Source organism: Pseudanabaena cinerea FACHB-1277 (genome assembly GCF_014696345.1).
GTDB lineage: Bacteria > Cyanobacteriota > Cyanobacteriia > Pseudanabaenales > Pseudanabaenaceae > Pseudanabaena > Pseudanabaena cinerea.
Window position 1 is genome coordinate 1 of sequence record NZ_JACJPY010000067.1, and the last position, 24,867, is coordinate 24,867.

At 43.1% G+C, this 24,867-nt stretch carries 17 protein-coding genes; 13 read left to right on the forward strand and 4 right to left on the reverse strand.

What is annotated here, in order from left to right; genetic code table 11:
* Window positions 1-194: 194 nt before the first annotated feature.
* The 7 genes from H6F44_RS16915 (at window position 195) to H6F44_RS16945 (ending at window position 3,809) form a co-directional block, all read left to right on the forward strand.
* On the forward strand, window positions 195-419 hold the full coding sequence (locus H6F44_RS16915) for a DUF2281 domain-containing protein (RefSeq protein WP_190352209.1): 225 nt from the start codon (window positions 195-197) through the stop codon (window positions 417-419).
* A gap of 26 nt (window positions 420-445) precedes the next feature.
* Window positions 446-739: a DUF433 domain-containing protein gene (locus H6F44_RS16920; protein WP_190352210.1), complete on the forward strand. Its 294-nt coding sequence runs from the start codon at window positions 446-448 to the stop codon at window positions 737-739.
* Window positions 736-1,080, forward strand: coding sequence for a DUF5615 family PIN-like protein (locus tag H6F44_RS16925; protein ID WP_190352211.1), 345 nt, complete (start codon window positions 736-738; stop codon window positions 1,078-1,080). The genes H6F44_RS16920 and H6F44_RS16925 overlap by 4 nt, the downstream gene beginning before the upstream one ends.
* Before the next feature lie 54 nt (window positions 1,081-1,134).
* Window positions 1,135-1,467 (forward strand): XisI protein, encoded by a 333-nt coding sequence (locus tag H6F44_RS16930; protein WP_190352212.1) that lies wholly within the window; start codon window positions 1,135-1,137, stop codon window positions 1,465-1,467.
* Window positions 1,468-1,471: 4 nt separating this feature from the next.
* Entirely contained in the window at window positions 1,472-1,639 is a 168-nt protein-coding gene (locus H6F44_RS16935; RefSeq protein WP_190352213.1) for a hypothetical protein, read from the forward strand.
* A gap of 51 nt (window positions 1,640-1,690) precedes the next feature.
* Complete coding sequence (locus H6F44_RS16940; RefSeq protein ID WP_190352214.1) at window positions 1,691-1,963, forward strand: hypothetical protein; 273 nt, start codon at window positions 1,691-1,693, stop codon at window positions 1,961-1,963.
* A gap of 295 nt (window positions 1,964-2,258) precedes the next feature.
* A complete protein-coding gene (locus H6F44_RS16945) occupies window positions 2,259-3,809 on the forward strand; it encodes an ATP-binding protein (RefSeq protein WP_190352225.1) in 1,551 nt (516 codons plus the stop codon).
* A gap of 265 nt (window positions 3,810-4,074) precedes the next feature.
* On the opposite strand, the gene trmD is transcribed toward H6F44_RS16945, so the two are convergent.
* The gene (trmD, locus tag H6F44_RS16950) at window positions 4,075-4,743 is read right to left on the reverse strand and encodes a tRNA (guanosine(37)-N1)-methyltransferase TrmD (protein WP_190352215.1); all 669 of its coding nucleotides are present in this window, start codon (window positions 4,741-4,743) and stop codon (window positions 4,075-4,077) included.
* A gap of 92 nt (window positions 4,744-4,835) precedes the next feature.
* Between trmD and H6F44_RS16955 the strand changes: the two genes are divergently transcribed.
* Window positions 4,836-6,119, forward strand: coding sequence for a molybdopterin molybdotransferase MoeA (locus H6F44_RS16955; protein WP_190352216.1), 1,284 nt, complete (start codon window positions 4,836-4,838; stop codon window positions 6,117-6,119).
* Between the two features lie 241 nt (window positions 6,120-6,360).
* On the forward strand, window positions 6,361-10,590 hold the full coding sequence (locus tag H6F44_RS16960; protein WP_190352217.1) for a GAF domain-containing protein: 4,230 nt from the start codon (window positions 6,361-6,363) through the stop codon (window positions 10,588-10,590).
* Here the strand turns inward: H6F44_RS16960 and H6F44_RS16965 are convergent.
* Window positions 10,538-12,568 (reverse strand): NAD(P)/FAD-dependent oxidoreductase, encoded by a 2,031-nt coding sequence (locus H6F44_RS16965; protein WP_190352218.1) that lies wholly within the window; start codon window positions 12,566-12,568, stop codon window positions 10,538-10,540. The genes H6F44_RS16960 and H6F44_RS16965 overlap by 53 nt on opposite strands.
* Window positions 12,569-12,733: 165 nt before the next feature.
* On the opposite strand from H6F44_RS16965, the gene H6F44_RS16970 reads away from it, so the two are divergent.
* The gene (locus tag H6F44_RS16970) at window positions 12,734-13,831 is read left to right on the forward strand and encodes a metallophosphoesterase family protein (RefSeq protein WP_190352219.1); all 1,098 of its coding nucleotides are present in this window, start codon (window positions 12,734-12,736) and stop codon (window positions 13,829-13,831) included.
* A 64-nt stretch (window positions 13,832-13,895) separates the two neighbouring features.
* On the opposite strand, the gene H6F44_RS16975 is transcribed toward H6F44_RS16970, so the two are convergent.
* Window positions 13,896-14,321 (reverse strand): hypothetical protein, encoded by a 426-nt coding sequence (locus H6F44_RS16975; RefSeq protein ID WP_190352220.1) that lies wholly within the window; start codon window positions 14,319-14,321, stop codon window positions 13,896-13,898.
* A gap of 404 nt (window positions 14,322-14,725) precedes the next feature.
* Here H6F44_RS16975 and mnmA point away from each other — a divergent pair, with 404 nt between their 5' ends.
* A complete protein-coding gene (gene mnmA, locus H6F44_RS16980) occupies window positions 14,726-15,856 on the forward strand; it encodes a tRNA 2-thiouridine(34) synthase MnmA (RefSeq protein ID WP_190352221.1) in 1,131 nt (376 codons plus the stop codon).
* Between the two features lie 28 nt (window positions 15,857-15,884).
* Here the strand turns inward: mnmA and H6F44_RS16985 are convergent, their stop codons facing one another.
* Entirely contained in the window at window positions 15,885-16,403 is a 519-nt protein-coding gene (locus H6F44_RS16985) for a tetratricopeptide repeat protein (RefSeq protein WP_190352222.1), read from the reverse strand.
* Between the two features lie 708 nt (window positions 16,404-17,111).
* On the opposite strand from H6F44_RS16985, the gene H6F44_RS16990 reads away from it, so the two are divergent.
* Complete coding sequence (locus H6F44_RS16990; RefSeq protein ID WP_190352223.1) at window positions 17,112-23,516, forward strand: CHAT domain-containing protein; 6,405 nt, start codon at window positions 17,112-17,114, stop codon at window positions 23,514-23,516.
* Window positions 23,517-24,131: 615 nt separating this feature from the next.
* Window positions 24,132-24,590 (forward strand): DUF29 domain-containing protein, encoded by a 459-nt coding sequence (locus H6F44_RS16995; RefSeq protein ID WP_190352224.1) that lies wholly within the window; start codon window positions 24,132-24,134, stop codon window positions 24,588-24,590.
* Window positions 24,591-24,867: the final 277 nt, after the last annotated feature.

The following is a 24,867-nucleotide window of genomic DNA, read 5'->3' on the forward strand; positions in this document are numbered from 1 at the left end:
TTGTTCGTCCATTTCGCGGTATCCATAAAAAGTATCTGCATCTCTATGTAGCCATGTTTGAGTGGGCTTACAATTTACGTTGGATTGATTTTGACTTCCTCCGCCGTCTTCTTGTCCCTCCTTTCACCTATTTACCCACATGAGCGAAACCTAATTATTGGCGCAAACGGAAGTAATCCTGAACAATTAGACGCATGGATAATCAACCGACTAAAAGGAAACAGCGCCCCAAATGTATAGGCATGGGCGACAGTGGCATGACCAACCTATCTGAACGAGTTGACGAGCTACTTTATGCCGATCATCAAGCCCCATCTCCCATTACAAAACGTCGAGTAGGTATATTAAAAGGTACATTCGTTTTGCCATTACCCGAAGACTTTGATGAACCCCTAGAAGATTTTCAAGAATATTCATGACAGTTCAAATCAAATAGTAAATCATCATGAAAACAGCAACCATCTCCCGCCATGTCACCCGTAACCCTGAAATCCTCTCAGGTGAGCCAATCATCGATGGAACCAGAACACCTGTTAGAGCGATCGTTGCAAACTGGCGCTTAGGAGTTAGACCAGAAGAGATTCCATTACACTTACCACATCTCAACCTCGCCCAAATCTTTGATGCCCTTAGCTTTTACCTAGACAACCAAGCCGAAATCAACGAATACATCGAACGCAACCACGTTCCCGATGAGCTAGTCCACCCAATCATTAAAGCTAGACTAAATCAAAGATGACTATTTTCGCTCAAATTTACATTGATGAAGATGTGGATATTCTAGTTGCTACCCTACTCATCGCTAGAGGATTAGACGCAACCACAGCAAGACAGCAGAAAACTTTAGGCGAACTCGATCCCCAACAACTATCTTTCGCCGCATCAATGGGACGTTGTATGCTCACCCACAACCGACTCGATTTTGAAAAACTCCACACGAGCTATGTCTTGAATAACCAAACACACGCAGGAATCATAATCGCCAAACGGAGAAATCCCTATGAAATTGCCGAAAGAGTTGCCATGCTTCTCGATACTTTGACAGCCGATGAAATTGCTAACCAATTGCTTTACATTTGATCGCTATCAATTAAAGCTGATTGTTTATGAACCCATCGCTGAGGAGATAATCAAATGGATAAACTAGAAAATTACCGTCTATACATTCAAAATCTTCTGGAAAAGCATAGTCATTTTAAAACCCAAGACGATGTACAGAGTGAGTTGATTTTTGACACCGTGCGCGATCGCTATCAACTGATGCGTATTGGCTGGAAAGGGTTAAAGCGGGTTTATTATATCGTGCTGCATTTTGACATCAAAGATGGCAAGATCTGGCTACAGCAAAACACAACCGACATTGACATCGGTCAAGAACTGCTAGAACTCGGTATTCCCAAAGAAGACATCGTGCTTGGTTTACATCCTCCCTACAAAAGACCCTATACAGGCTATGGAGTGGCTTAAACATATGTCCAACTATCGCGCCCTGCGTCAGGAAATAGAACAACATCTGAGCGATCGCATTACAAACGACTGGCTCGAAGAAGCCGAAGCACGCGATCGCGATCTAACCAGTGGCGAAGCGATCGGCTATCCTGCCAGCCAAGTATTTACAGACCTTAATGAATGCAAATAATATCACCGTTGATGAACTTCTAGAAGGACTACAAGGAGAACGTCAAGCAATTTGGCAGGAGCAACAACACCCAAAGTCTTGCCAATCCTCAAACAAATCCTAAACGTTATTAATCCTGAAATCTTGCCTAATCCTGCGATCGCAGATGTAGTTAAATGGGAAACGATCATTGAGTCTAAAGACGCACCTATTCTAGCCGCCGCCTTATTATCTCAAAGCGATCGGCTTTTGAGTCTCAATATTGCCGCCACCATCACCTGCCAAAGTCGCAAAATTTATCGCCGTAAGGTTACTTTGGCTAGTTATATTGCCATTTGCCTGTAAAACTATACCTGTGGTTGACTCCAATCCCTGAAGCTCTGACTGAAAAATACTGATTGGGGTAGTATCACTAGCCAAAATCTGACCTGTTAGACGAACTGCCCTTAAAAGTACTGATGCCATCGACAACACCATCACCAGTAACGTTAAAAATAGTCAGGTCTAAAGTCATAACCTTAACAGTTTGTATTAACTATGTAGTTTCGTAACGGATTTGTATAGTACTTTTATAGGTACTACTACGTCACGACAAAGAAAACTAAATGGTGTATCCCCTTATACTAGATTTTATATGACCATACCAAAATTTTTTAATACGGCTGGTCCATGTCAATCAGACATTCACTACACCTTGCCCACAGGCGATCGCTTGCCACAGCTAGAGAAACTAATCGCCCAACGCAACTACTTTGTGATCCACGCCCCTCGACAAACAGGCAAAACCACCGCCATGTTAACCCTTGCTCAGGAATTAACCGCCAGTGGAGCCTATACAGCCGTGCTGCTCTCGCTCGAAGTAGGTGCAGTCTTTCCCCACGATCCAGGGGCTGCCGAACGAGCTATTTTAGACGAATGGAAACAATCTATTAAATTTCGATTGCCTGAAAATCTTTATCCTCCAGAATGGCCAGATACAAATGCAGGAAGCATGATCGGCACATTGTTGAGTAACTGGGCAAAAAAAGCATCACGTCCTCTTGTCGTATTTCTGGATGAAATAGAAGCATTGAGTGATGAAACTTTAATATCGGTATTAAGACAATTGCGATCGGGCTATCCCAACCGTCCACAAGGTTTCCCCCATTCCTTAGCTCTCATAGGAATGCGCGATGTGCGCGACTATAAAATTGCTGGTGGTGGTAGTCAACGCTTAAATTCATCAAGTCCGTTCAACATCAAAGTAGAATCACTGACATTGCAGAACTTCAGTTTAGCTGATGTGAAAAATCTTTATAAACAACATACAGAAGCAACTGGACAAATTTTTACACCCGAAGCTATAGAAAGAGCCTTTTATTTGACCGATGGTCAACCTTGGTTAGTCAATGCGATCGCCCGTCAAGCGACTGAAGTATTAGCCCCAGATGTCGCAACTCCAATTACAGTAGATTTAATAAATCAAGCCAAAGAGATTCTCATACAAAGACAAGATACCCATTTAGATAGTCTTGCTGAAAGATTAAGAGAAGATCGAGTAAAAGCAGTGATGCAACCAATTTTAGCAGGGCAGGATTTACCAAATGTTCCTAATGATGATATTCAGTATCTAGTAGATTTGGGACTATGTAAAATCGATAATGGTCAGGGTTTGGAAATTGCTAATCCCATTTATCAAGAAGTTTTGCCTAGAGTTTTAAGCTATACTACGAATGCTTCGATGGGGAGAATTGAATCAAGATGGTTAAGTGACAAAGGTGAATTGATGCCAATGGAATTACTGGAAGCATTTCTAGGATTTTGGAAACAACATGGCGAACCCTTATTTAAAAGTACTCCCTATCCCGAAATTGCCCCCCATATTGTCTTAATGGCTTTTCTGCATCGTGTTGTTAATGGTGGTGGAACTATAGAGCGTGAATATGCGATCGGTTCTGGTCGCATGGATATCTGTTTGCATTATGGTAAAGTCATCTTAGCAATGGAGTTAAAAGTATGGCGAGAAGGCAAACGCGATCCTTTAGATGAGGGATTGCAGCAATTGGATAAGTATTTATCAGGATTGAATTTAGATACAGGTTGGCTGGTGATTTTTGATCGCCGTCCCGATCTATTACCCCTAAGCGATCGCACCACCACCGAAATCGCCACCAGTCCCGCAGGAAGATCGATTATTGTCATTCGTGGATAACCCAAAAATCTCAAATACTTATAAATAAGAACAAAAAAACAATGCTTAATTCTAGCGTTGTATATTGTCATTAAGCGACATTTATTGCAAATATAGTTAATCCTGAAACTCTTGTCTAGAAAGCATTTCAGAGATGACGTGAAAAGTAAGGGTGCTTCACATGGTTGCGCCATCTCTTAATCCAAGATAAAACCTTGATGATAAGCGATCGCCCTATGTAACTGCTATTTTTTGAGGTCGAGGCGATCGCCTTTGAGTGAGTGGGTCATAACAAATCAGGGCGGCGCTGTTGGGTGCGGAGCAGTTGCTGTTGCTTGCGCCAATCAGCGATTAACTGATGATTACCCGATCGCAACACTTCAGGAACTTCCCAACCGCGAAATACAGGTGGTCTTGTGTATTGTGGATAGTCTAATAGTCCATCTTCAAAGCTTTCAAATTTAAGAGAATCCTGTTTGGCAACTGTGCCAGGGCGCAGCCTCACCACGCCATTGATCAATGCCAGCGCAGGGATTTCACCGCAGGTCAGCACAAAATCGCCAAGGGAAACTTCACGAGTAACGAGATGATCACATACCCTCTCATCAATTCCTTCATAGCTGCCACAGATGAGAACCAATTGATCATAATTTACTAGTTCTTTAAACAGATTTTGCTGCATCGGTTGCCCCTGAGGAGTGAGATAAATGATTTCCCGCTTGGGCAAGCTAGGCAGAGACTCCACCGCCGCAAAAATTGGTTCGGGTTTCATCAGCATTCCTACGCCGCCGCCATAGGGTTCATCATCGACTCGATGGTGCTTGTCGGTGGTAAAGTCGCGCGGATTGGTGAGATGTACTGTCGCAATCTGGTTGGCGATCGCCTTACCGAGCAAGCTGGTCTGCAATGGCGAAGTAAAAAACTCTGGGAAAAGGGTAATAACATCTATACGCATGGCTCAATTTTACAGCGATTTGTGACAGGATTTTAAGGAGGGCGCAAAGCTTCGCCTTGCATCACCAATTATTCACAGGGAAGAGCTGATCCATGTTATCTGTAGCTGAAGCCGAGAAAATTATCTTAAATCTCATCCATCCCTTTAATTCTGAACAGGATAGTGAATTGATTGAGATATCGCAAGGGTTGCAGCGAATTTTAGCCACAGATATTTATAGCAACTGGGATCTTCCGCATTGGCATAGTGCGGCAATGGATGGTTATGCCCTGCATTATGCTGATTTAGTTGACTTAGAGCTAAATCTTGAAGCTTGCCAATTTGCGATCGCCCCTACCGCGATCGCCGCAGGTCACAACAATCAACTCACCCTTGGCAACCGAGAAGCCATGCGAATATTCACGGGGGGCATGATGCCCTTGGGTGCAGATACGGTGATTATGCAGGAGGATACGGAGGTTGTGATGACCGAGGCAGGTAAATTTTTGAAACTTAAGGCAAAACCAACACAGGGGGAATATGTGCGCCGCCAAGGGGAATATATCAAGGCGGGCGATAAATTATTAGGGGCGGGGACAAGGTTGGGGGCGACAGAGATTGGCGCGATCGCGGCGATCGGGCAATCACAGGTACAGGTTTTGCGACAGCCCAAGGTGGCAATTATCTCCACAGGCGATGAGTTGGTGAGCTTAGCTAGTTTTGCAAAGACCGCCCATCATCACGGCACTTTAGCATCGGGTCAAATCATCGACTCCAATCTCCATGCCCTTGCTGCCCTCGTGACGCAAGCAGGGGCGATCGCCATCCCTTTAGGAACAGTGGCAGACGATCGCCAAGCCATGCGAGAACTATTTCAACGGGCGATCGCCGAGGCGGATCTGATCATTTCATCGGGTGGCGTATCGGTGGGCGACTATGACCATGTAGAACAGCTATTAGAGTCTCTCGGAGCCGATATTCACGGGCGATCGGTCGCCATAAAACCTGGTAAGCCGCTTACAGTTGCCACAATTTCTAAGCCCGCCCATCGACCGATAATTTGCTTTGGCTTACCAGGCAATCCAGCCTCAGCCATGATCTGCTTCTGGCGGTTTATTCGTGGCGCGATCGCCAAGTTAAATGGAGCCAATCCTAGGGAATGGGTTCCGCAATTCATCCAAGCCCATACCACTCAAGACTTACATTCCCAAGGACGGCGCGAAACCTATCTTTGGGGCGAGTTAACCTATGTTAAGGGCAAACCGCTTTTTGCCCCCAAGCAGAACTATAGCTCAGGTAATCTCGTCAGTATTACTAGCACCAAGGCGATCGCGGTGATGCGAGTGCATCAGACCTATGTGCCGCAGGGGGATCAAGTGCTGGTAATGGTGATTTAGGCAATGTAAAGCTTGGTTTCACTATTTATTTAGAATAATAATTAAGCAAAATTTGCCTTGCGATCGCCCTCTATAATGATCTATATCTGACTGTAAATTACTACAATTGCCAATCAAACGATTCATCAAAAAAGCCTGCAACCATTGCCAAGTAAGGCTTATAAGCTTTTTCTTGATCTGAGTTAGAACGCCAAGCGCTGTAAAACAACCTGCAACAAGGGCAACAAGCTCTAGCAATACCATGATTCCTGCACCAATGCCTGCTAATGAACCCGAAAGAATTGCCGCACTATATCGCTGCAATATCTTGGACACCGAGCCAGAGGAGGGGTTTGATGATATTACTAGCCTAGCGGCGCATATTTGCCAAGTTCCCTATGCTTTGGTGAGTTTTGTTGATCGCGATCGCCAGTGGTTTAAATCAAGGGTGGGCATTAGCAGCCCTGAAACTAGTCGCAAACTCGCTTTCTGTGCCTATGCCATTTTGCAGAATGATATTTTTATTGTTAATGACACTCACCAAGATGAGCGATTTAAAGATAACCCCTTAGTGTTGGAAGCACCATATATTCGCTTTTATGCAGGCGTACCAATCATCACCGTTGAAGGTTATGTGTTAGGAACCCTTTGTGTCATTGATGACAAACCCCGCATCCTTACACCTGAACAAATTAATGCCCTCAAACAACTTAGCCGCCAAGTTTGTTATCTGATTGAGACGCGGCAAAGTCTTGCGGAGATCGGTCGTCAAACTTTGCCAACCAAATCTAAGTCACATAATCAGGGCAAATTTCTAGCTAAAATTGCACTCTGGTTGGGTATTGCCGCTTCACTGGTTGCAGGTTCTAGTATTGTTTCTTTCCAGAATGTGCAAAATTTGCAAAATTTCTATCGGATTAACCATGAACAGAGGCAATTTGGGGACAAGCTGACAAGGCTGACTGGGCATTTACGCGAACTACGCTTGGCAATAATTAGCTACATACTTTCAGGCGATCGCCAATACCTAGAAGAGTACGAAATACTTGAAGCTCAATTAGAACAAGACTCTCAAGCATTGCAGAGAGCCACCAAAGACTTTGGCAGCACAAAATATAGTCAATATTTTCGACAAAATTCTGATTATCTCCAAACCGTAAAATTACTGTTACAGCAAATTCAAAAGGAATTGCAAAACTCACGTCAATTACTATTAATTTATGAATCTGCGGGTCTTAGGGGAGCGCAAAAGCAGTTAACTGACTTAATGCAGCAAGATGAACTCAACCTAACCGAAATCCACCTGCGTGAATTAGTCGATACACAGCAGGATGTCGTCAACCAATGGTTTGATCGCAGTAGTACCGTAATTAGCGATAGCTCCAGAGTATCCGTTCTTACGCTCATTGCTATTTTGGCGGTGTTAAGCATTTTATTTTATTTAGTTTATCGAGAGACTCGGATTCGCTTGCAGCTACAAAGTCGTCTTGAAAGTGAAAGTGAGTTTACAACAGCAATTCTCGACACCACAGGAGCATTAGTATTTGTCACCGATCCCCAAGGCAAGATTGTGCGGTTTAACCGTGAGTGCGAGAAGGTCACAGGCTATAGTTACGAAGAAGTTAAAAATAAGAACTTTGCCAAAATATTTCTATTACCTGAAGATCAAGACCTCTTTCAGCAAAACCTAGCGGCAGTGGCGCATGATGATTTGACTGCTAGTGAAAATACTTGGCTTCATAAAAATGGCGATCGCCTCTTAGTTAATTGGTCAATGAAAACTTTAATAAACCCCAATCATCAAGTGGAATACTTGATCGGTACTGGTATCGATATAACCGAGCGCCGCAGGGTGGAAGAAGAAGTTAGGTTACAAAATTGGCGATCGCTTGTATTTTCGCAAATCACTTTGCGGATTCGTCAATCGCTGGATATTCAAGAAATCCTCAGCACAACAGTAGATGAGGTGCGGCAATTTATGAAAACCGATCGCGTTGTGGTCTATCAGTTTAATGGTGAATGGGAAGGGGATGTAGTTGTCGAATCGGTTGCGCCTGAATGGAGATCGGTGCTTGGTTCCAATATTGAGGATACCTGTTTTCGTAACGGGCTTTGGGATGGCTACCGCCAAGGACGGGTTGTGATCCATGACGATATAGCTAATTCAGAAATGCCTGAATGTTACAAATCACTAATGGCGAGGTTTCAAGTAAAAGCAAATCTGGTTGTGCCAATTTTAGAAAGTGAGCGACTATGGGGGCTATTAATCATTCATCAATGTAGTGAACCGCGCCAATGGCGCAATTTTGAAGTAAATTTTGCCACTGAAATTGCTAGCCAAGTGGGAATTGCCCTCTATCAAGCCACTCTCCTAGCCCAAGAAAAAGAACGCAGTATTCAAATCTTGCAAAAGAATGTTGAATTAGAAGAAGCCCGTCAACAGGCAGAATCGGCAACCAAGATGAAAAGCTCCTTCCTAGCGACCATGAGCCATGAGATTCGCACACCCATGAACGCTGTATTGGGCATGACAGGTTTGCTGACAGATACCGAGCTTTCGCCGTTGCAAAGAGATTTTGTCAGTACGATTCGGGTCAGTGGGGAAAATCTTTTGACATTAATTAATGAAATTCTGGATTTTTCTAAACTCGAAGCTAATGAAATGGAACTCGAAGAAATTGATTTTGAGTTAAATATCTGTGTTGAAGAAGTGATTGACCTCTTGGCAATGATGGCACATTCAAAACAACTCGAACTAGCCTCATTGATCCATCAAAATGTGCCTTTGCACCTAGTTGGCGATGTGACTCGTTTAAGGCAAGTTCTCACTAACTTAATTAGTAATGCGATCAAATTTACATCTAATGGGGAAGTAATTGTTAAAATATCGCTAAAAGATGAATCGGAAACCACTGCCTATATTGAATTTAGCATCTCGGATACAGGTATCGGCATAGCTTCAGAGGCACAGGCTCGGCTATTTCAACCATTTACTCAGGTTGATGCCTCAACTACACGCAAATATGGCGGTACGGGGCTAGGATTGGCAATTTGTAAACAGTTGATCGATCTAATGGGTGGGGATATTGGTCTTGATAGTGAAGAGGGCAGAGGCTCGCAATTCTGGTTTGTGGTTCCCTTTGCAAAACAAACTCCAGAAAAGATTCATTCGCAGAAGCCATCACCGCAGTTCAATCTGCAAGATGTGCGGGTGTTGGTGGTTGATGATAGCGAAACTAATTGTAAGATTCTGCAATATCAATTAACTGCTTGGCAGATGCGGGTGGATGCCATTCAGGGATCAGCATCGGCGATCGCCGTAATGCATCAAGCGATCGCTGATGCTGATCCCTATCAATTAGCCATTCTCGATATGCAAATGCCTGAGCTAGATGGTGAGATGCTAGGCAAGGTAATTAAGAATGACCCCCTCTTGAGAGACACAAAGCTCGTGATGTTGACATCTCTCAATCAGCAGGGGGGCATCAATCGAGGTAGAGATTTGGGCTTTGAATTCTATTTGATCAAGCCAGTCAAACAGTCGCGACTGTTGGATGTATTAATGGAAATTGTTGTAAAGCCAAGGGATAATGAAATTAAATATAAAACAACTAGCAATGCGAAAGGGCATTTGACACCAGATGATTTATCTCCCGTTCCGAAGGAAAGTCAACGTCCAAAATTAAAAATTCTGATCGCTGAGGACAGCCCGATCAATCAAAAGGTAGCCCTGCATCAACTTCGCAGTCTAGGCTATGAAGCCGATGTGGCTGGCAATGGACGGGAGGCTTTGAACTTATTAGACTGCATTGATTATGACATTATTTTGATGGATTGCCAGATGCCAGAATTAGATGGTTACGAAACCACGAAGGCGATTCGGGCGTTAGCATCAACAAAGTCGCAGGTGGTGGTTATTGCTATGACCGCTAATGCAATGAAGGAGGATCGCGATCACTGCCTTGCCATTGGGATGGATGATTATCTCAGCAAGCCCATTCGTAAAGAAGACCTTGCTAATAAACTATCAGAATGGGCGCAAAGAATTACGGAAAGAGACGATGCAGAGCAGTTTCCATCTCAAGATGTCGCCCCTTTAATTGATTGGAACTATATTGATGAGATTACTGATGGTAATGCTGAATTCAAAACAGACTTGCTGACAATTTATTTAGAGTCAATGCCTACGATTGTGCAAGATCTAGAAACAGCGATCGCCGCCCATAATGTTGCCGAAATCGCCCATAGCACCCATTACATCAAAGGCTCTTCAGCTAATTTAGGAATGTATGCACTCTCGGCGATCGCGGCGGACTTAGAAAAAATAATCAGTTCTCATTACGATCCAGCTAGCAACTTGGTGATCGACATTAATCATGAACAGGCGATCGCTGCGATCCAGCCCATATTTACGCAGCTCAAGCAAGCCTATTTACAGATCATAGATGCGATTCACCAATCACCCTATGGGGCTTACCCACCGAATAATTGATGGCATAGCTCCAGCTCAATAGCCGCAACCATAGACGGGGATTTTGGGGTTCTAGCCATGATTGGCAATTTCTAATTAGGGATGGTAGCCAATTGCCCAAAATCGCATTGGTTAACGAACTGCGGGTGAATGCACCATAGCTAGAGAGCCATTTTAATAAATCTTGGGTTCCCGCCATTTCCAAAATCCAAAGAATCAGTTTCGGATTCTTAAAGGCGGCAATGAGAGCGAGGCGATTAAACATTAACCAACTCAGACGATCCTTGATGAAGCGATCGCTGACGGGTTGCGGCTCATCGGCTAGTAACCCAAAAAAAGTATTCAGCATTGAGTTAATCCGTTCAGGTGGTAAGTGCATCCCTGTCGGAACCATCATGCCCTTAGAAAATAGCCAAGTTACCGCGATATTGCTTTGATAGGCATTGATCTGACTGAGATCATCGGCGGTGAGTAGGTCATGTTTGAGGGCAGTGTCTAGCAAAACTGCAAGGCGAGGCAGGTTGCGAACAAGGGAGCCAAACCCTGTAAATACAAGGGGTGACTGCAAAGAGGCGGCATCACCGATCGCCAGAATTCGCTCAAAGGCACATTTTTTAGAATCTTCATTAAAGCTGTAATGCCCTGTGATATAGCCAAAGGTTGCCTTTTTCCATACTAATTTATCCATATCACAACGGCGATATTCTGGCAAAATCGTAAAAAAGTCTTCGTACATTTCCAAAAGCGAACCAGGGTTATCGGGATGGACCTGGTGATAGTGAAATAGATAGACCGTTAGCTCGTTGCCCTCCGCAGGAAATAATTCCCAAATCAATTGTCGCCCTCGCGAAATATCGCCATGACTAAACAGCACATCGCCATATTGCTTGTCCCAAACATTGGTATCAATGCCTTCCAAAACTGCCCCCACCGTGGGACAGACACTATCAAAAGCCTGACCTGCATTTAGCTGTTGGGCGATCGCCGATGCGGAACCCATCGCGTCAATTACCAAGCGTCCTTGCAGGGTGACATTTGCCCCCGTTTCCAGATTTCTAGCATAAACCATCGCCCCGCGATCATTGACAACCACCTTCTCAAATTCGGTGCGATCGCAAATTACTGCGCCATACTGATGCAATTTCTGACCACAGATTTCTAAAAGGCGATTGGTATCAATGGCAATATTCAGCACCGTTGGCGTATGCAGCACCTTGGCTTTGAGATGGGGCGGATTATTGCTATCAAAAAACTTATTAAAACCATCCACATATTCCGCCGTGATCATCTGCTCAAATTCGGCAGTTGTGAATAGACCAAAATCAATTAGGTTCTGAAATTCTGCACGGGAAATATTCCATTCCCGATTCATGCGCCCAAAGGGAATGCGCTCCACTAGACAAACGCGATAGCCCAATTTTGCCATCATCGCCGCATGGATTGCCCCCAAAGCGCCTCCGAGATAGATAATATCGTAAGTTAATTCTGAATTAGTCGCCAATTCAGATTCAGCCTCCCGAAAGATTACCTGAGATGGATTTTGGGGTGACTTCACACTCTGCCGCCAGCGTTGTTCCCACCAATACACCCGATTGAGGTCATATTCACCATTGGGAATGCGTTGAAAAAACTTAACCGTGAGCGGATATTCAGTGGCCAAAGCCTCAAAAATTGATTGATTTGGGGCGATCGCGGGTGGCAATTTAAATTCATAGGGAAAAGCCTGTCGCACCGATTTAGTTAAATGCTGAAGCAACTCCTGTTCGCCATCCATCGCCTCTTCTGACCAACGAAAGACCTTGAGATAGGTGGTACGTTGCAATGTCCAAGTAAATATCGATAATTGGGCGATCGCCCCCGCCGAGTTTTGCCTGTCAAGAATGAATCCATGTTTAGCAATTGACTTTTTACCAAAGGGCGGCTGATACGCAGTTTGCAACCATGCAGTGACGGCGGCGATCGCTGGTGTGGGAATTTCGATATAAAGTAATTGCTGCATGGCTAGATCAACGGGAAATATCTTGGGCTTTCTTTCTTAATTTTGACATATTGACGATTCATATTAGCGATGCATATTAGGCGAAACTCGCTTTTGGCTTTTATGTCCTAACTTGATTGGCTGTGGCTATATAATAAAAATGTAATTACTCATGGTCAGTTATCGGTGGCGTTTAAGTTTAAGCCGTTTAAATTTAAGTTTGCGATCGCCTCAGATCTGCACATTGCCTTGCCTCACACAATTTGGCACCATCCCGCAAGATTTCATTTAGTCGAATACAGCATTTCCGCCTTTGAGTCAGTCCTTGCCCATCTTGCCAATTTGGATATAGATTTTTTACTATTACCTGGCGACCTAACTCAGCATGGCGAGGCTGAAAACCATCAATGGTTAGCCGATCGCTTAGCCCATCTGCCCTATCCTGTCTATGTGATCGCAGGCAACCATGATGTGCCTAAAATTGAAACCTTCGATCAATTCACACCCCATTACACCAAATTTGGATTTCCCCAAGGCATCACTGCCCCCCGAAAGCTCTATTACGAACAGGAAATTCTGCCCCATGTGCGTTTAATTGGCCTAAACTCCAATCAATTTGATGAGGCAGAACAGCAGATTGGCTGGATCGATCAGGAACAGCTAGATTGGTTGCACATCGTTTTGGAACGTTCAGAAGACTATGCCCTGAATTTGGTAACGATTCATCACAATGTTTTAGAACATATGCATGAGCAGTCCACCAATGCCCTCGGCAAGCGCTATATGCTAGGCAATAATCATCAATTATGTGAGATTTTGCATCGCGCTAACATTAAGCTGGTATTTACAGGTCATCTCCATGTCCAAGATATTGCCTACAGCGATCGTTACGATCTCTATGACATCACCACTGGCTCCCTCGTCAGCTATCCCCATCCTTACCGCGTTCTCACCTATTGCTCAGATCAAGCAGGCGATCGCTTAGAAATCGAATCCTTTCGCGTCAAATCTATTCCCGAACAGCCAGACTTCCTGCACTTCTCACGGGAATGGATGGGCGATCGTTCCCATCCATTTGTTTTAAGGTTACTTACCCATGCCCCCCTCAATCTGCCAACAGAAGTCGCCGAAACCCTTACCCCCGAACTGCGCTATTTTTGGGCAAATATTGCCGATGGTGATGCACAGTTCCATTTCCCCCAGTTTCCCCCAGCCGTTAAAGAATATTTTGAAGCTTTTAGTGATGTTTTGCCGTTAGACAATCATACAACCATTCACTTGTAGTAATTTACCTGTAATAATTTACAGAACCCTCAATTTTGAAATCGGCAGAAAATGCTGACGTTACTTAAGCTAATGGGTGAAATCCAAGGAATCGCGCTGTCAAGTATGCAAAAGCAATGATGCATACACTAGTCATGAGATTGATTATTAAAAACAGCAACACCGCCGTCAATCTATGGGCAAACCTTCTCCAAGCACTAGTAAGGCGATACTGTTGCGAATCTTGACTGATTCTCTGGTTTGTATAGAGTTTTGCATAGCGATCATTGCCAACAAACAGAACGAAAAAGTACCTCGCCACAATCAAATTAATCTCAAACCTCAGATCTATTAATTTCGGTGCTGGCTGGGGAAGGGTCGAGGCAATCAACCCTTTGAGCTTGGTACGCTCCTCTTCACTCAACTTCTTGACAATAGTTTCAGGAATGCGCTCCATATAATAGTCAACATCCCTAAAGCTGTAAGCTTTGATTGCATAATTGGAAGTCATAGTCTCTAAACCTTTGATCATATAAAATACAAGTTTTATCTTTAAATAATCATATCCATCTATGATTATACGCCAATTAGCCTATTGTAATCTATTAATGTTTCATACCAATTTATAAAAATGCGATTGTACTGATGTAAATTCATCTAAAAATCAGCACAGCAGGGCAACCACGGGGTAATTCCCCCTACCTGAATAATTTGAATTTTTCGTAGGGACTGCGCCCCCGTGCCAGCCCTCTTCCACTATTACTAAAAACCTAGAACGCTGTCCCACTGGCTAAGTGGGCGGTACAGCTTCTGGTTTTAGGTTTTAATTACGCTGGGCTACTTATAACCAAACTGGCAACGCTATAATGGGATTTGCTTCACAATTAGCAGTTCGTAACCGTTCAAACATCACCAATGTCAAACTTAGAACTAGGGCTTAGCATTAGCGATCGCCCCCAAAATGTAACTACCCAAGCAACAGCCCAACCTAGAGAAAAAGTGGTTGTGGGCTTATCGGGTGGGGTGGATAGTTCCGTGGCGGCAGCATTACTGCACCGTCAGGGTTACGATGTCACGGGCTTGACCCTCTGGCTGATGCGTGGTAAGGGGCAGTGCTGTTCTGAGGGCATGGTAGATGCGGCGCGGCTATGCGAAGAGCTAGGCATTCATCACGAAATTGTCGATAGTCGGGATGTATTTGAACAAAATATTATTAATTACTTGGTGACGGGCTATGCCGCAGGCTCCACACCTCTGCCCTGCTCCCGTTGCAACAAGGCGGTGAAGTTTACGCCCATGATGACCTATGCGCGAGAACATTTAGGCATCAATAAGATTGCCACAGGGCATTATGCCAAGCTAAACTTCAATCCTGCATCTGGGCGTTATGAATTGCGCCGCGCCGTTGATGCCACTAAGGATCAGTCTTACTTTCTCTATGAAGTAGGACAGGATGAGCTAAGCTGTTGCATTTTTCCCTTGGGCGATCGCACCAAGGTCGAAACCCGCAAAATTGCCGCCGAATTTGGCTTAGCCACCGCCGACAAGCCCGAAAGCATGGATTTATGCTTAGTGGAGGCAAACGGCTCCATGAAAGCATTTCTTGACAAATATCTCACCCCGATCAAGGGCAAAATCGTTGATACACAGGGCAATATTTTGGGTGAGCATGATGGCACGTATCACTACACCATCGGTCAGCGCAAAGGTTTAGGCGTAGCGGCTGCCAATCCTTTATATGTGATTGCTCTCGATCCGATCAAAAATGAAGTCATCGTGGGCGATCGCACAGAAGCCCATGACCAAGAATGCACCATCAATCAATTAAATTGGGTATCGATCGCCCCCACCGATACGCCATTTCATGCCGAAGTACAGGTGCGCTATCGCACTGCTGCCGCCCCCGCCACGGTATTTCCCCTTGCAGGCGATCGCGCCCGTATCATTTTTGATGAGTCACAATTCAGCATTACGCCTGGGCAAGCTGCCGTGTTTTATCACGATGATCTATTACTAGGCGGTGGCTTAATTGAGGCTAAGCATTAAGGGATGCGAAACATCCCTAATAACGTGCTTAAGAGCTAGGTACAACCTGCTTACGCAGAGAGGTCAAGCGCCGCTTAGCAGTTTCATTTTTGTTGTCTAGTAACAATACCTGCTCATACATATCGATCGCTTGCGGTAATAGCCTCTTTTTCTCGTAGGCATGAGCCAAATTATTAAGGGCGGTTACATAACCTTCTTGCAAGGCGATTGCCTCTTTATAGTTTTTAATCGCTAAGTCATACTGCTCTTGCGAAAAATAGGCAAAGCCAAGGGCATTGTAAACCTCAGCCATATTGTCGCCCCCCTCCTTGATCGCCTTATTAAATAGGGCGATCGCCTGAGCATAGAGCTTTTTCCGCAAATAAACGCTACCCAATTGATAATAGTCTTCGGGAGAGCCTTTTTCCTTTTGCAACTTAGGCTGAAGGTCAGAAATTACTTTCTCAAGGCTCCGCGCCTTGATAATTTGCCGAACAACCAACCAAATAACAACTACTAACAGCACTACTAAAGCGCCAAGATAGGCGATCGCTAACTTACTATCCATATAATATTTAAAATATTTAAAAACTAAGATCTAATACATTATTGACATTTCCTGCGAGTAACGCAACGTAAATTCCTGATTCCGCAAGACAACTTATCAAGCAGACTTGCATCAACTTGGCAAAAGTCAAAAATTTCGTAAATCTTTTCTGTCTGCTATTTTCTTTTTAAGATCGTATTTATCCCTATGCTTGACATCCATACCATAGACTCAAAGTTTTATTACATACATATAGACAGATTAGATAGACAAATTAGTACGAATTGCCTCATCAATGAGGCTGTACAGCCTCATTAACTGAAAAAAATGCTTGAAATCTTTATTAGACAAGATGTCTGACCTACAAATTAAAACCTCTGTAGTGCGGACATCCTGACTACTTTTGAGGGAGCTTTGTCAGTCAATCAGATGTACTACTCTGCCTTGCCATTTAGCTTTGCCTTAGGTACTGGCATAGATTTATCTAAATCCTACGCTATATATTTTAGCTCAAAGTTAGATATTAATATAAGATCGTGCTGAAAGTACAGGGTTTGAAACCCATTTTTCTGATAACTTGTGTTTTCTGTCTTAAGTTTTCTGAATTGAGTTCAGAATACATAAACTTTATGAACTGGGTTGACATAATTTGTGAATATGCTTGAGTTTTGGGTAAGCCTAGTCTATTATGCGTGGGAGATTTTATACTTGGGTTGTGAGAAGCTAGCAATGAATAACTATTCAATTAGTCGTGTGATCAGTTTTGGCTTGTTTGGCATTATTGGTAGCTTCACGACAATTCCTATTATTCCTATCCAAGCGCAAAACATTGCTCCAGCAAATACAAATACAACTAATACTGTAGTAAACCTCACGGGCAACCAATTTGATATTAGTGGGGGTGCTTCCTCGGCTGATGGCTCTAATTTATTCCACGACTTTCAAAGATTTGGGCTAGATGCTGCACAAATTGCTAACTTTCTAGCTACTCCAAACATACAAAATATTTTAGGCAGAGTCTCTGGCGGCGAAGCATCGTTAATTAATGGTCTGATTCAGGTTACAGGTGGAAATTCCAACCTTTATTTAATGAATCCGACAGGCATAGTATTTGGTCCTAATGCCAGCCTTAATGTGCCTGCGTCTTTTAGTGCCACGACATCATCAGCGATCGGATTTGCAGGTGGAATTTTTAAAGCTGTTGGTGATAACGATTTCACAGCCCTTGATGGCAATCCAACCAGATTTATTTTCTCACTAGCCAATCCTAGCGGCGTGATCAATGCTGCCAATCTCGCTGTAACCGCAGGTAACAACCTCAATCTAGTTGGTGGCACTGTAATTAATACAGGCACTCTAAACGCTACAAATACAGGTAACGTTTCAATCGTGGCTGTGCCTGGTAGCTCTTTGGTAAGGATTACGCCAACAGGCAGCCTTTTAAGTATTGAAGTAGATGCTAGTCAGTTGGCGAACGGTATCAAAACTTTGACATTGCCAGATATCCTAAATGCTGCCAATACCGCAACTATAAACACAGGTGTTACAGATAACGCAGGGCAATTAACAGTTACCTCCTCTGGAACCAACGTTAACCAAGGGGATATTGTCACCAATGGCAATCTTACTAGCGACAATTTGCGGCTTTCTGTTGCAGGTACTGGCAACATTGTTGCTGATCAATCATTGACAATTAATAGCAGTCTTACGACTGAATCTGCTAATGGAAATACTAACTTTAAAGGGACAGTAACCACAGCAGCATTAAAGGCGGGGACATTAACAACAACCAGCAATGGCACTATTCAATTTGCTGATTTTGTCGGTGGTGATGTTGTCGCCAAAGGTAGTGGCGTAATAGGATTCACCTCTATAACAGCAGCCTCCCTCGATACAACTGCTCAATCGAAAACTCAACTTGGCGGTAATGTTTTTACAACTGGTAAACAGACCTATGGTAATTTGCAGTTAGATGCAGCTAATATTTCTTTGTCAACTAATGGTAATGAGATCAAGTTTAATGGCACGGTCGATAGTAAAGCTGGCTTGAGCAGCAATTTAAGCATTGATAGCCCGACAGGCGCAAATATCACTTTTACGGGGAAAGTTGGTAGTGTCACTACTGCTTTAGGCGATATCAAAACAACAACGGCGGGTTTAACTGATTTCAAAGACACGGTGAATGCTGGCATTATCAAATCGGATGGCTTTTTAGGTAGAACTGCTTTTGGTGGTGCTGTCAATGCAATTTCTGTAGATACAAAGGCTCAAGCCACTACTCAAATCAGTGCAAACATTACGACTACAGGTAGTCAGGCTTATGGCGGAGCAGTAACTCTTGCTAATAACCCAACCCTAACAGGTCGAGGGATTGTATTCAATGGCACGGTCAATGGTGCTAATCAGAACCTGACTGTTAATAGCGGCACGGGAGATCTAGAATTTAAAGCAGCAGTGGGAACAGTGGCAAATCCATTGGGAACTGTCACCACAAATGCAGCAACAACAACCATTGGTAATACAACATTTAACGCAACCCAACTAGCAGTTACCTCAACTAATGTAACCAATATCAATGGTAATATTGGGACTACAGGTTCACAAACCTATACAGGCGCGGTAAATCTCGCTAACAATCCCACTCTGACAGGACAAGGCATCGCATTTGATGGCATTGTCAATGGCGCAAACCAGAATCTGACTGTTAATGGTGGAATAAGCAACATTGAATTTAAAGCAGCAGTAGGAACAACAAATCCATTAGGTAATATCACAACAACGACAACAGGTTTAACTGATTTCAAGAACACCATAAATGCTGGCATTATTAAATCTGATGGAACTTCAGGCAGCACAGCTTTTGGTGGAAATGTCAATGCGATTTCTGTGGATACAAAGTCTCAAAAAGCTACTCAAATCAGTGCAAACATTACGACTACGGGTACTCAGGCTTACGGTGGAGCCGTAACTCTTGCAAATAATCCAATCCTGACAGGGCAAGGGATTTCATTTGACGGCACGGTCAATGGCGCGACCCAGAACCTGACTGTTAATAGCGGCACGGGAAATCTAGAATTCAAAGCCGCAGTGGGAACCCAAGCAAATCCATTGGGAGCCATCACCACAAATGCAGCTACAACAACTATTGGCGACAATATTGGCGATGATACAGTTAATGCAACCCAACTAGCAGTCACCTCAACCACAGCCACTAATCTCAATGCCAACATTACTACTAGCGATTCGCAAACCTATACAGGTGCGGTAAATCTTACTAACAATCCAACCCTGACAGGAAAAAATATTACATTTAATGACAAAGTAAATGGTGCAAATCAGAACTTGACTGCTAATAGTACAGGGAATCTAGAATTCAAAGACAAAGTAGGATCTACAAGTTCACTGGGAGCTATCACCACTACAGCCGACACCACAACTATTGGCGGTGACGTTACCTCAACCAAACTAGAAGTTACCTCAACCAAAGTCACTAATCTCAATGCCAACGTTATAACTACTGGTTCTCAATCCTACACAGGGGCAGTAAATCTTGCTAATAATCCAGTGTTAATAGGTAAAGGCATCACATTTGATGGTGCAGTTGATAGTAAGGCAGGCTCAAGCAGTAATTTAAGCATCAGTAGTTCAGATGGTGCAAATATTACTTTTACGGGGAAAGTTGGTAGTGTTAATACTTTAGGTAATATCACAACAACGACAACAGGTTTAACCGATTTCAAGAACACCGTAAATGCTGGCACTATTAAATCTGATGGAGCTTCAGGTAGTACAGCTTTTGGTGGTAATGTCACTGCGACTTCTGTGGATACAAAGTCTCAGGCAACTACTAAAATCAGCGCAAATATTGCGACTACAGGTACTCAGAATTACGGCGGAGAGGTAACTCTTGCTAATAATCCAACCCTAACAGGACAAGCGATCACATTTGATGGCACTGTCAATGGTGCAAATCAGAATTTGACTGTTAATAGCGGATCTGGAACGGCAACCTTTCGTCAGCAAATTGGTAATACGGCAGCTCTCACGAGTTTAACTACAACTGGCAGTAAGGTAGAGCTAAACGCTAATGTGACTACTACTGGCAACCAAACTTTTAACAGTGCCTTAGTGGAATTGATGGGTAATGGCGATCGCCGCCTATCATCAGCTAATGGTTCTATTCAAATCGCTAATGTTCTAGATGCTAAGGCTATCAATCTCACCCTGAGTTCCTCAGAGATCAATTTCAATGGTGGTGATGCTGCTGTTAGAGGTACAGGAACCTTAACTTTAGAAACTTCTACCAGTAATCGTCCAATTGTTTTGGGCGGCACTGACAACATTCCTAGCGCACTCACTTTAACTTCTCAGGATTTGGCATCGATCAAAGGTGATTTCGCCGCTTTAACTATTGGGCGCAGTGATAGTACTGCTAATGTCAGTGTTGATGCTAGTGGAATTACGTTAAAAAACCCACTGGTAACTATTCAAACTGGTCAAACTGGTACAGGCGCGATCGCTATTAATGGCAATGTCCAAAATAGCGGCAGTCTTGATTTGAAAGCACCTCTAGTCAACCTTGGCGGCAACTTGACCGCAAGCGGCAATATATTGATCACGGGTGCAACGCAACTTAGCGGTATAAATCGCAGTGTTAATGCTGTCGGAAATATTACGTTTCAGCAAACCGTGACGGGCTTGGCGACTAATTTTGCGGCAACATCTGCTGCTCAGTTGAATTTTAATAGCACTGTTAGCTTACTGAGTCTATTGGCTAATGCTAACCAAGTTAATCTCAACGGCAACATCAGTACATCAGCTAATCAGACTTATAACGCACCTGTATTTTTGACTAATGATGTGGCGATCGCTGGAGATAGTCTGTTTTTTAATAGCAGCATAGATGCAAATTCTCGCTTTTTGACGATCAATGCGGTGAATAACATTACAGCCCAAGGGATTGCTTCTCAAGGTCGTAATGTAACATTAGTTAGCAATGGTGGTGTGATTAAAACAGGGAATATATCAACAGGTTCGGGTAATGTTAGTGAAGGTGGGAAGTTATCTATCACTACCACAAGCAACTTAATTGATACAGGGGCGATTAATACCTCTGGAACAGCGATCGGGGGAGCAGTTGATCTAAAAGTTAGTGAATCTGGTAGCAGTGCTGTTGGCGAAATTAAAACTGGCGACATCAACACCAATAGTAATCAGCAAGGAGGTAGTGTTACCTTAGGTGCTGGGCAAACTATCACAACAGGTGCAATTAACAGTAGTTCCACCTCTGGCGCAGGCGGGACTATTGGCTTAACGGCTGGGCAAGCTATCACAACAGGTGGAATTAATAGCAGTTCTATCTCTGGCGCAGGCGGAAGTGTTAGTCTTATCGCTAGGCAAACGATCACGACAAGAGAGATTAACAGTAGCTCTACTCAAGGAAAAGCAGGTAATGTAATTATCGACCCACTGAAGTTCACCTTTGATTACATTAATGCTGAGGGTGGTACTACAGGCGGCAACGTTGCTATTAACTTTGATGACGCTAATACTTTTAGAGGCTTACTCTTAGGTACGGCAACATTCTCGTCTTCAATCGTTGGCAATAACCAAGTAACTATATCAACGGCTGGTCGTATCCCTGGTGGTGGTATTGACATTAAGCATACTGGCACTATTGATGCTGGTGGCGGCAGGTTCGTAACGAATAATCCTTTCAGAATTGGTGGGGGCAATTTGGAGACTGGGAATGGCACGATAGGAGCGATTACAACGGGTTCCGTTACGTTGTTTAATGAGATTTTCTTCGATAGCTTTACTCTAGGCAACCTCCAAATTTTGACAGGTTCGGGTATTAGTCCAACTAGCAATATTGCCCAAGCCGCCAGTGTAGTTTCGGGAGTCCAATCTAGTCGGATTAACAACGTATCAACAATTAAAGACTTTGTAGAAAGCATTGAAGATAGCTTACGAGAAGAATTTAAACAAGTTGGTATTCTAGAAGGTACAAATAAAACATTTGAAGATATCAAGGAAGATATTAAGTATCTTGAACAAGTATCAGGCACAAAAACTGCTGTTCTTTATTTAGGCTACCAACCTCGTCAATATTTGGATAGCAGTTCTGCTGAAGTATCCATCGCAAGAGCCTTGATTACCAGTCAAACTAAGTCTGGCGATCAAAACTTACCTCCTGAGGAAACTATAAACACTAATCTTGATCAGTTTATTCGTGGTGTTGAAGACAATGCAAATAGAAAAGATAGAGCCGAGCAAAATTTGTTGGAGTATCAGAAATTTGCCAAAAGTCTCTATGATGTGATATTTACAGATAATTTAAAGAATAAACTTAACGAGCAGAAAATCGAGACCGTTATTATTGTTACTAGTGGAAGGCTTAGAAGTGTTCCTTTCGCGGCTCTTTATGATGGTAAAGAATATTTAATTGAGAAGTATAATATTTCTTCAATTCCCAGCTTGTCTTTATCTGATTTTAGAGAAGTGAAACCAGCAAAGCCGATTGAACCTAAACAAGTTTTGGCTATGGGAATGTCTGATTTTACGAAATTTCCTGAGCTTAGCGATAAACCTTTGGATAATGTGCCAAGTGAGCTAGGTTTAATCACTAAAGAAGGTAAATATTACCTTAATAATGAGTTTACTCAAGATAATTTACGATCGCTGCGACAAAAGTTTGAACAGAATGTTTTACACATTGCTACCCATGCCGTTATTTCGCAAAATCCTCAATTCAATGGCATATATTTTTGGGACGACAAGTTACCTTTAGCAATCGACTCATTTCGCAGTTTAAAACTTGGGAAGGCAGATAGTCAGACTAAAGCAGTGGATTTATTAGTTCTAAGTGCTTGTCAAACTGCTGATGATGATCCCAAGTCTAGATTAGCTTTTGCTGGTTTAGCTCGGTCGGCTGGAGTGAATACGGTAGTTGCGACTTTGTGGGAAATCGCTGACGAAAGTACACCAAAGTTGATGGATAATTTCTATTCTGGTTTAAGGCAAGGGGCTTCTATTTCAGGCAGTTTAAGAAAAGCTCAAGTCAAGATGTTAAAGAGTCAAGAATATGCTCATCCGTTTTACTGGGCTGCATTCACTTTGATCGGCAATCCGTAGTAAGTAGCTAGGCATAAATAAACTGAAAACCGAAGAGATTGTTCCGCCCGCGTAGCGGGCGGAACAATCTCTGATTTTAGGTTTTAATATGCTGATCTACTTAATACCAAAAATTAAATTATAAAATCTGTTGCAGGGTTTTGCCATGTGCCCCTGTTTGTGGCATGTTTGATCAAGTAATGGTTCAAAAAGGCGATCGCTGATTTTGTAACCTACATTCAGCAGGTTATTGAGGACAAAAAATAATATTTGCGGGAGGAAGCGCCAAGAAACTGCAAAATTAGCTTCTGTCTATCGGAGAGTTTAATCTGAAGTTTCAGATTATTATAAAAGATTAAATGAACAGAGAGAAAGCACTGAAGAACCCAACGCAAGGTAGGACGAGCGGTTGGCTTACCTTTCTGGTCAGGGAGAGAAGCGTTGGCTTGAGCTAAAGCGAGTCTAAGTTGCCGTTGCCCAAAACAGGCGATCGGGTTTGTGGATGTTGAGAGGCGATCGGGTTTATATTGGATGAAGCGACGATCAGGCAGCAAATTTCGTTTAGAATAGAAAAAACCTATTAAGTTTAGAATATCAAATAGGCGATCGCATACTTTAGCGAGGAGTCACAAACCAATGACACAAGCTTTAATCCCAATAAAATCATCAAATTTATACGACCGTGATTTCTTTCTATGGACAGAAGAAACAATTAACCATTTACAAGCTGGTGACTTTACGCAAATAGATATTAACAACTTGATCGAGGAGATTGACTCATTGGGAAAAGCTCAGAAAAATTCGCTTAAGGGACAAATTCGCGCCCTCATCGAGCATATTATAAAACGATGCTATGTCGATATGCCACTAGAATACAACGGATGGGAACGCACAATTCGCAATATTCGTCCTGAAATCGAAGATCTGATAGAAACTTCTCCCAGCTTGCAGAACGACTATTCAATAATCCTTGATACGGTTTATCAGCAATGCCTCAAAAAACTGCGTCCAGAATATAAAACAACAAAGTTTCCAGAAACATGGCAATTTAGCCGATCACTTGACGATCTTCTTAATTTGGACTTTTGGGAATAGAGCCAAAAGTCGTAACTAATCAGCCCTGTGAAAACACCACTTAGGCTGATTAGTTAAATTTTTTCTGCTTTTCCTTACATTTTATCAATTTGCGATCGCCTTAAAAACCATTGCTTGTATGCTTTTCTCACTTTTTCAGCAAGCCCTACTTACATTTTGGCAATTTCTAGCATCGTGGCAGTGGTTCCGCCAAGTGAGGATACGAAAGGTATATATGGAGTCAGTCAGAAGACATATTGAATAGAAAACAACTGTGCCCAAGAAAGTCCCACTTCGA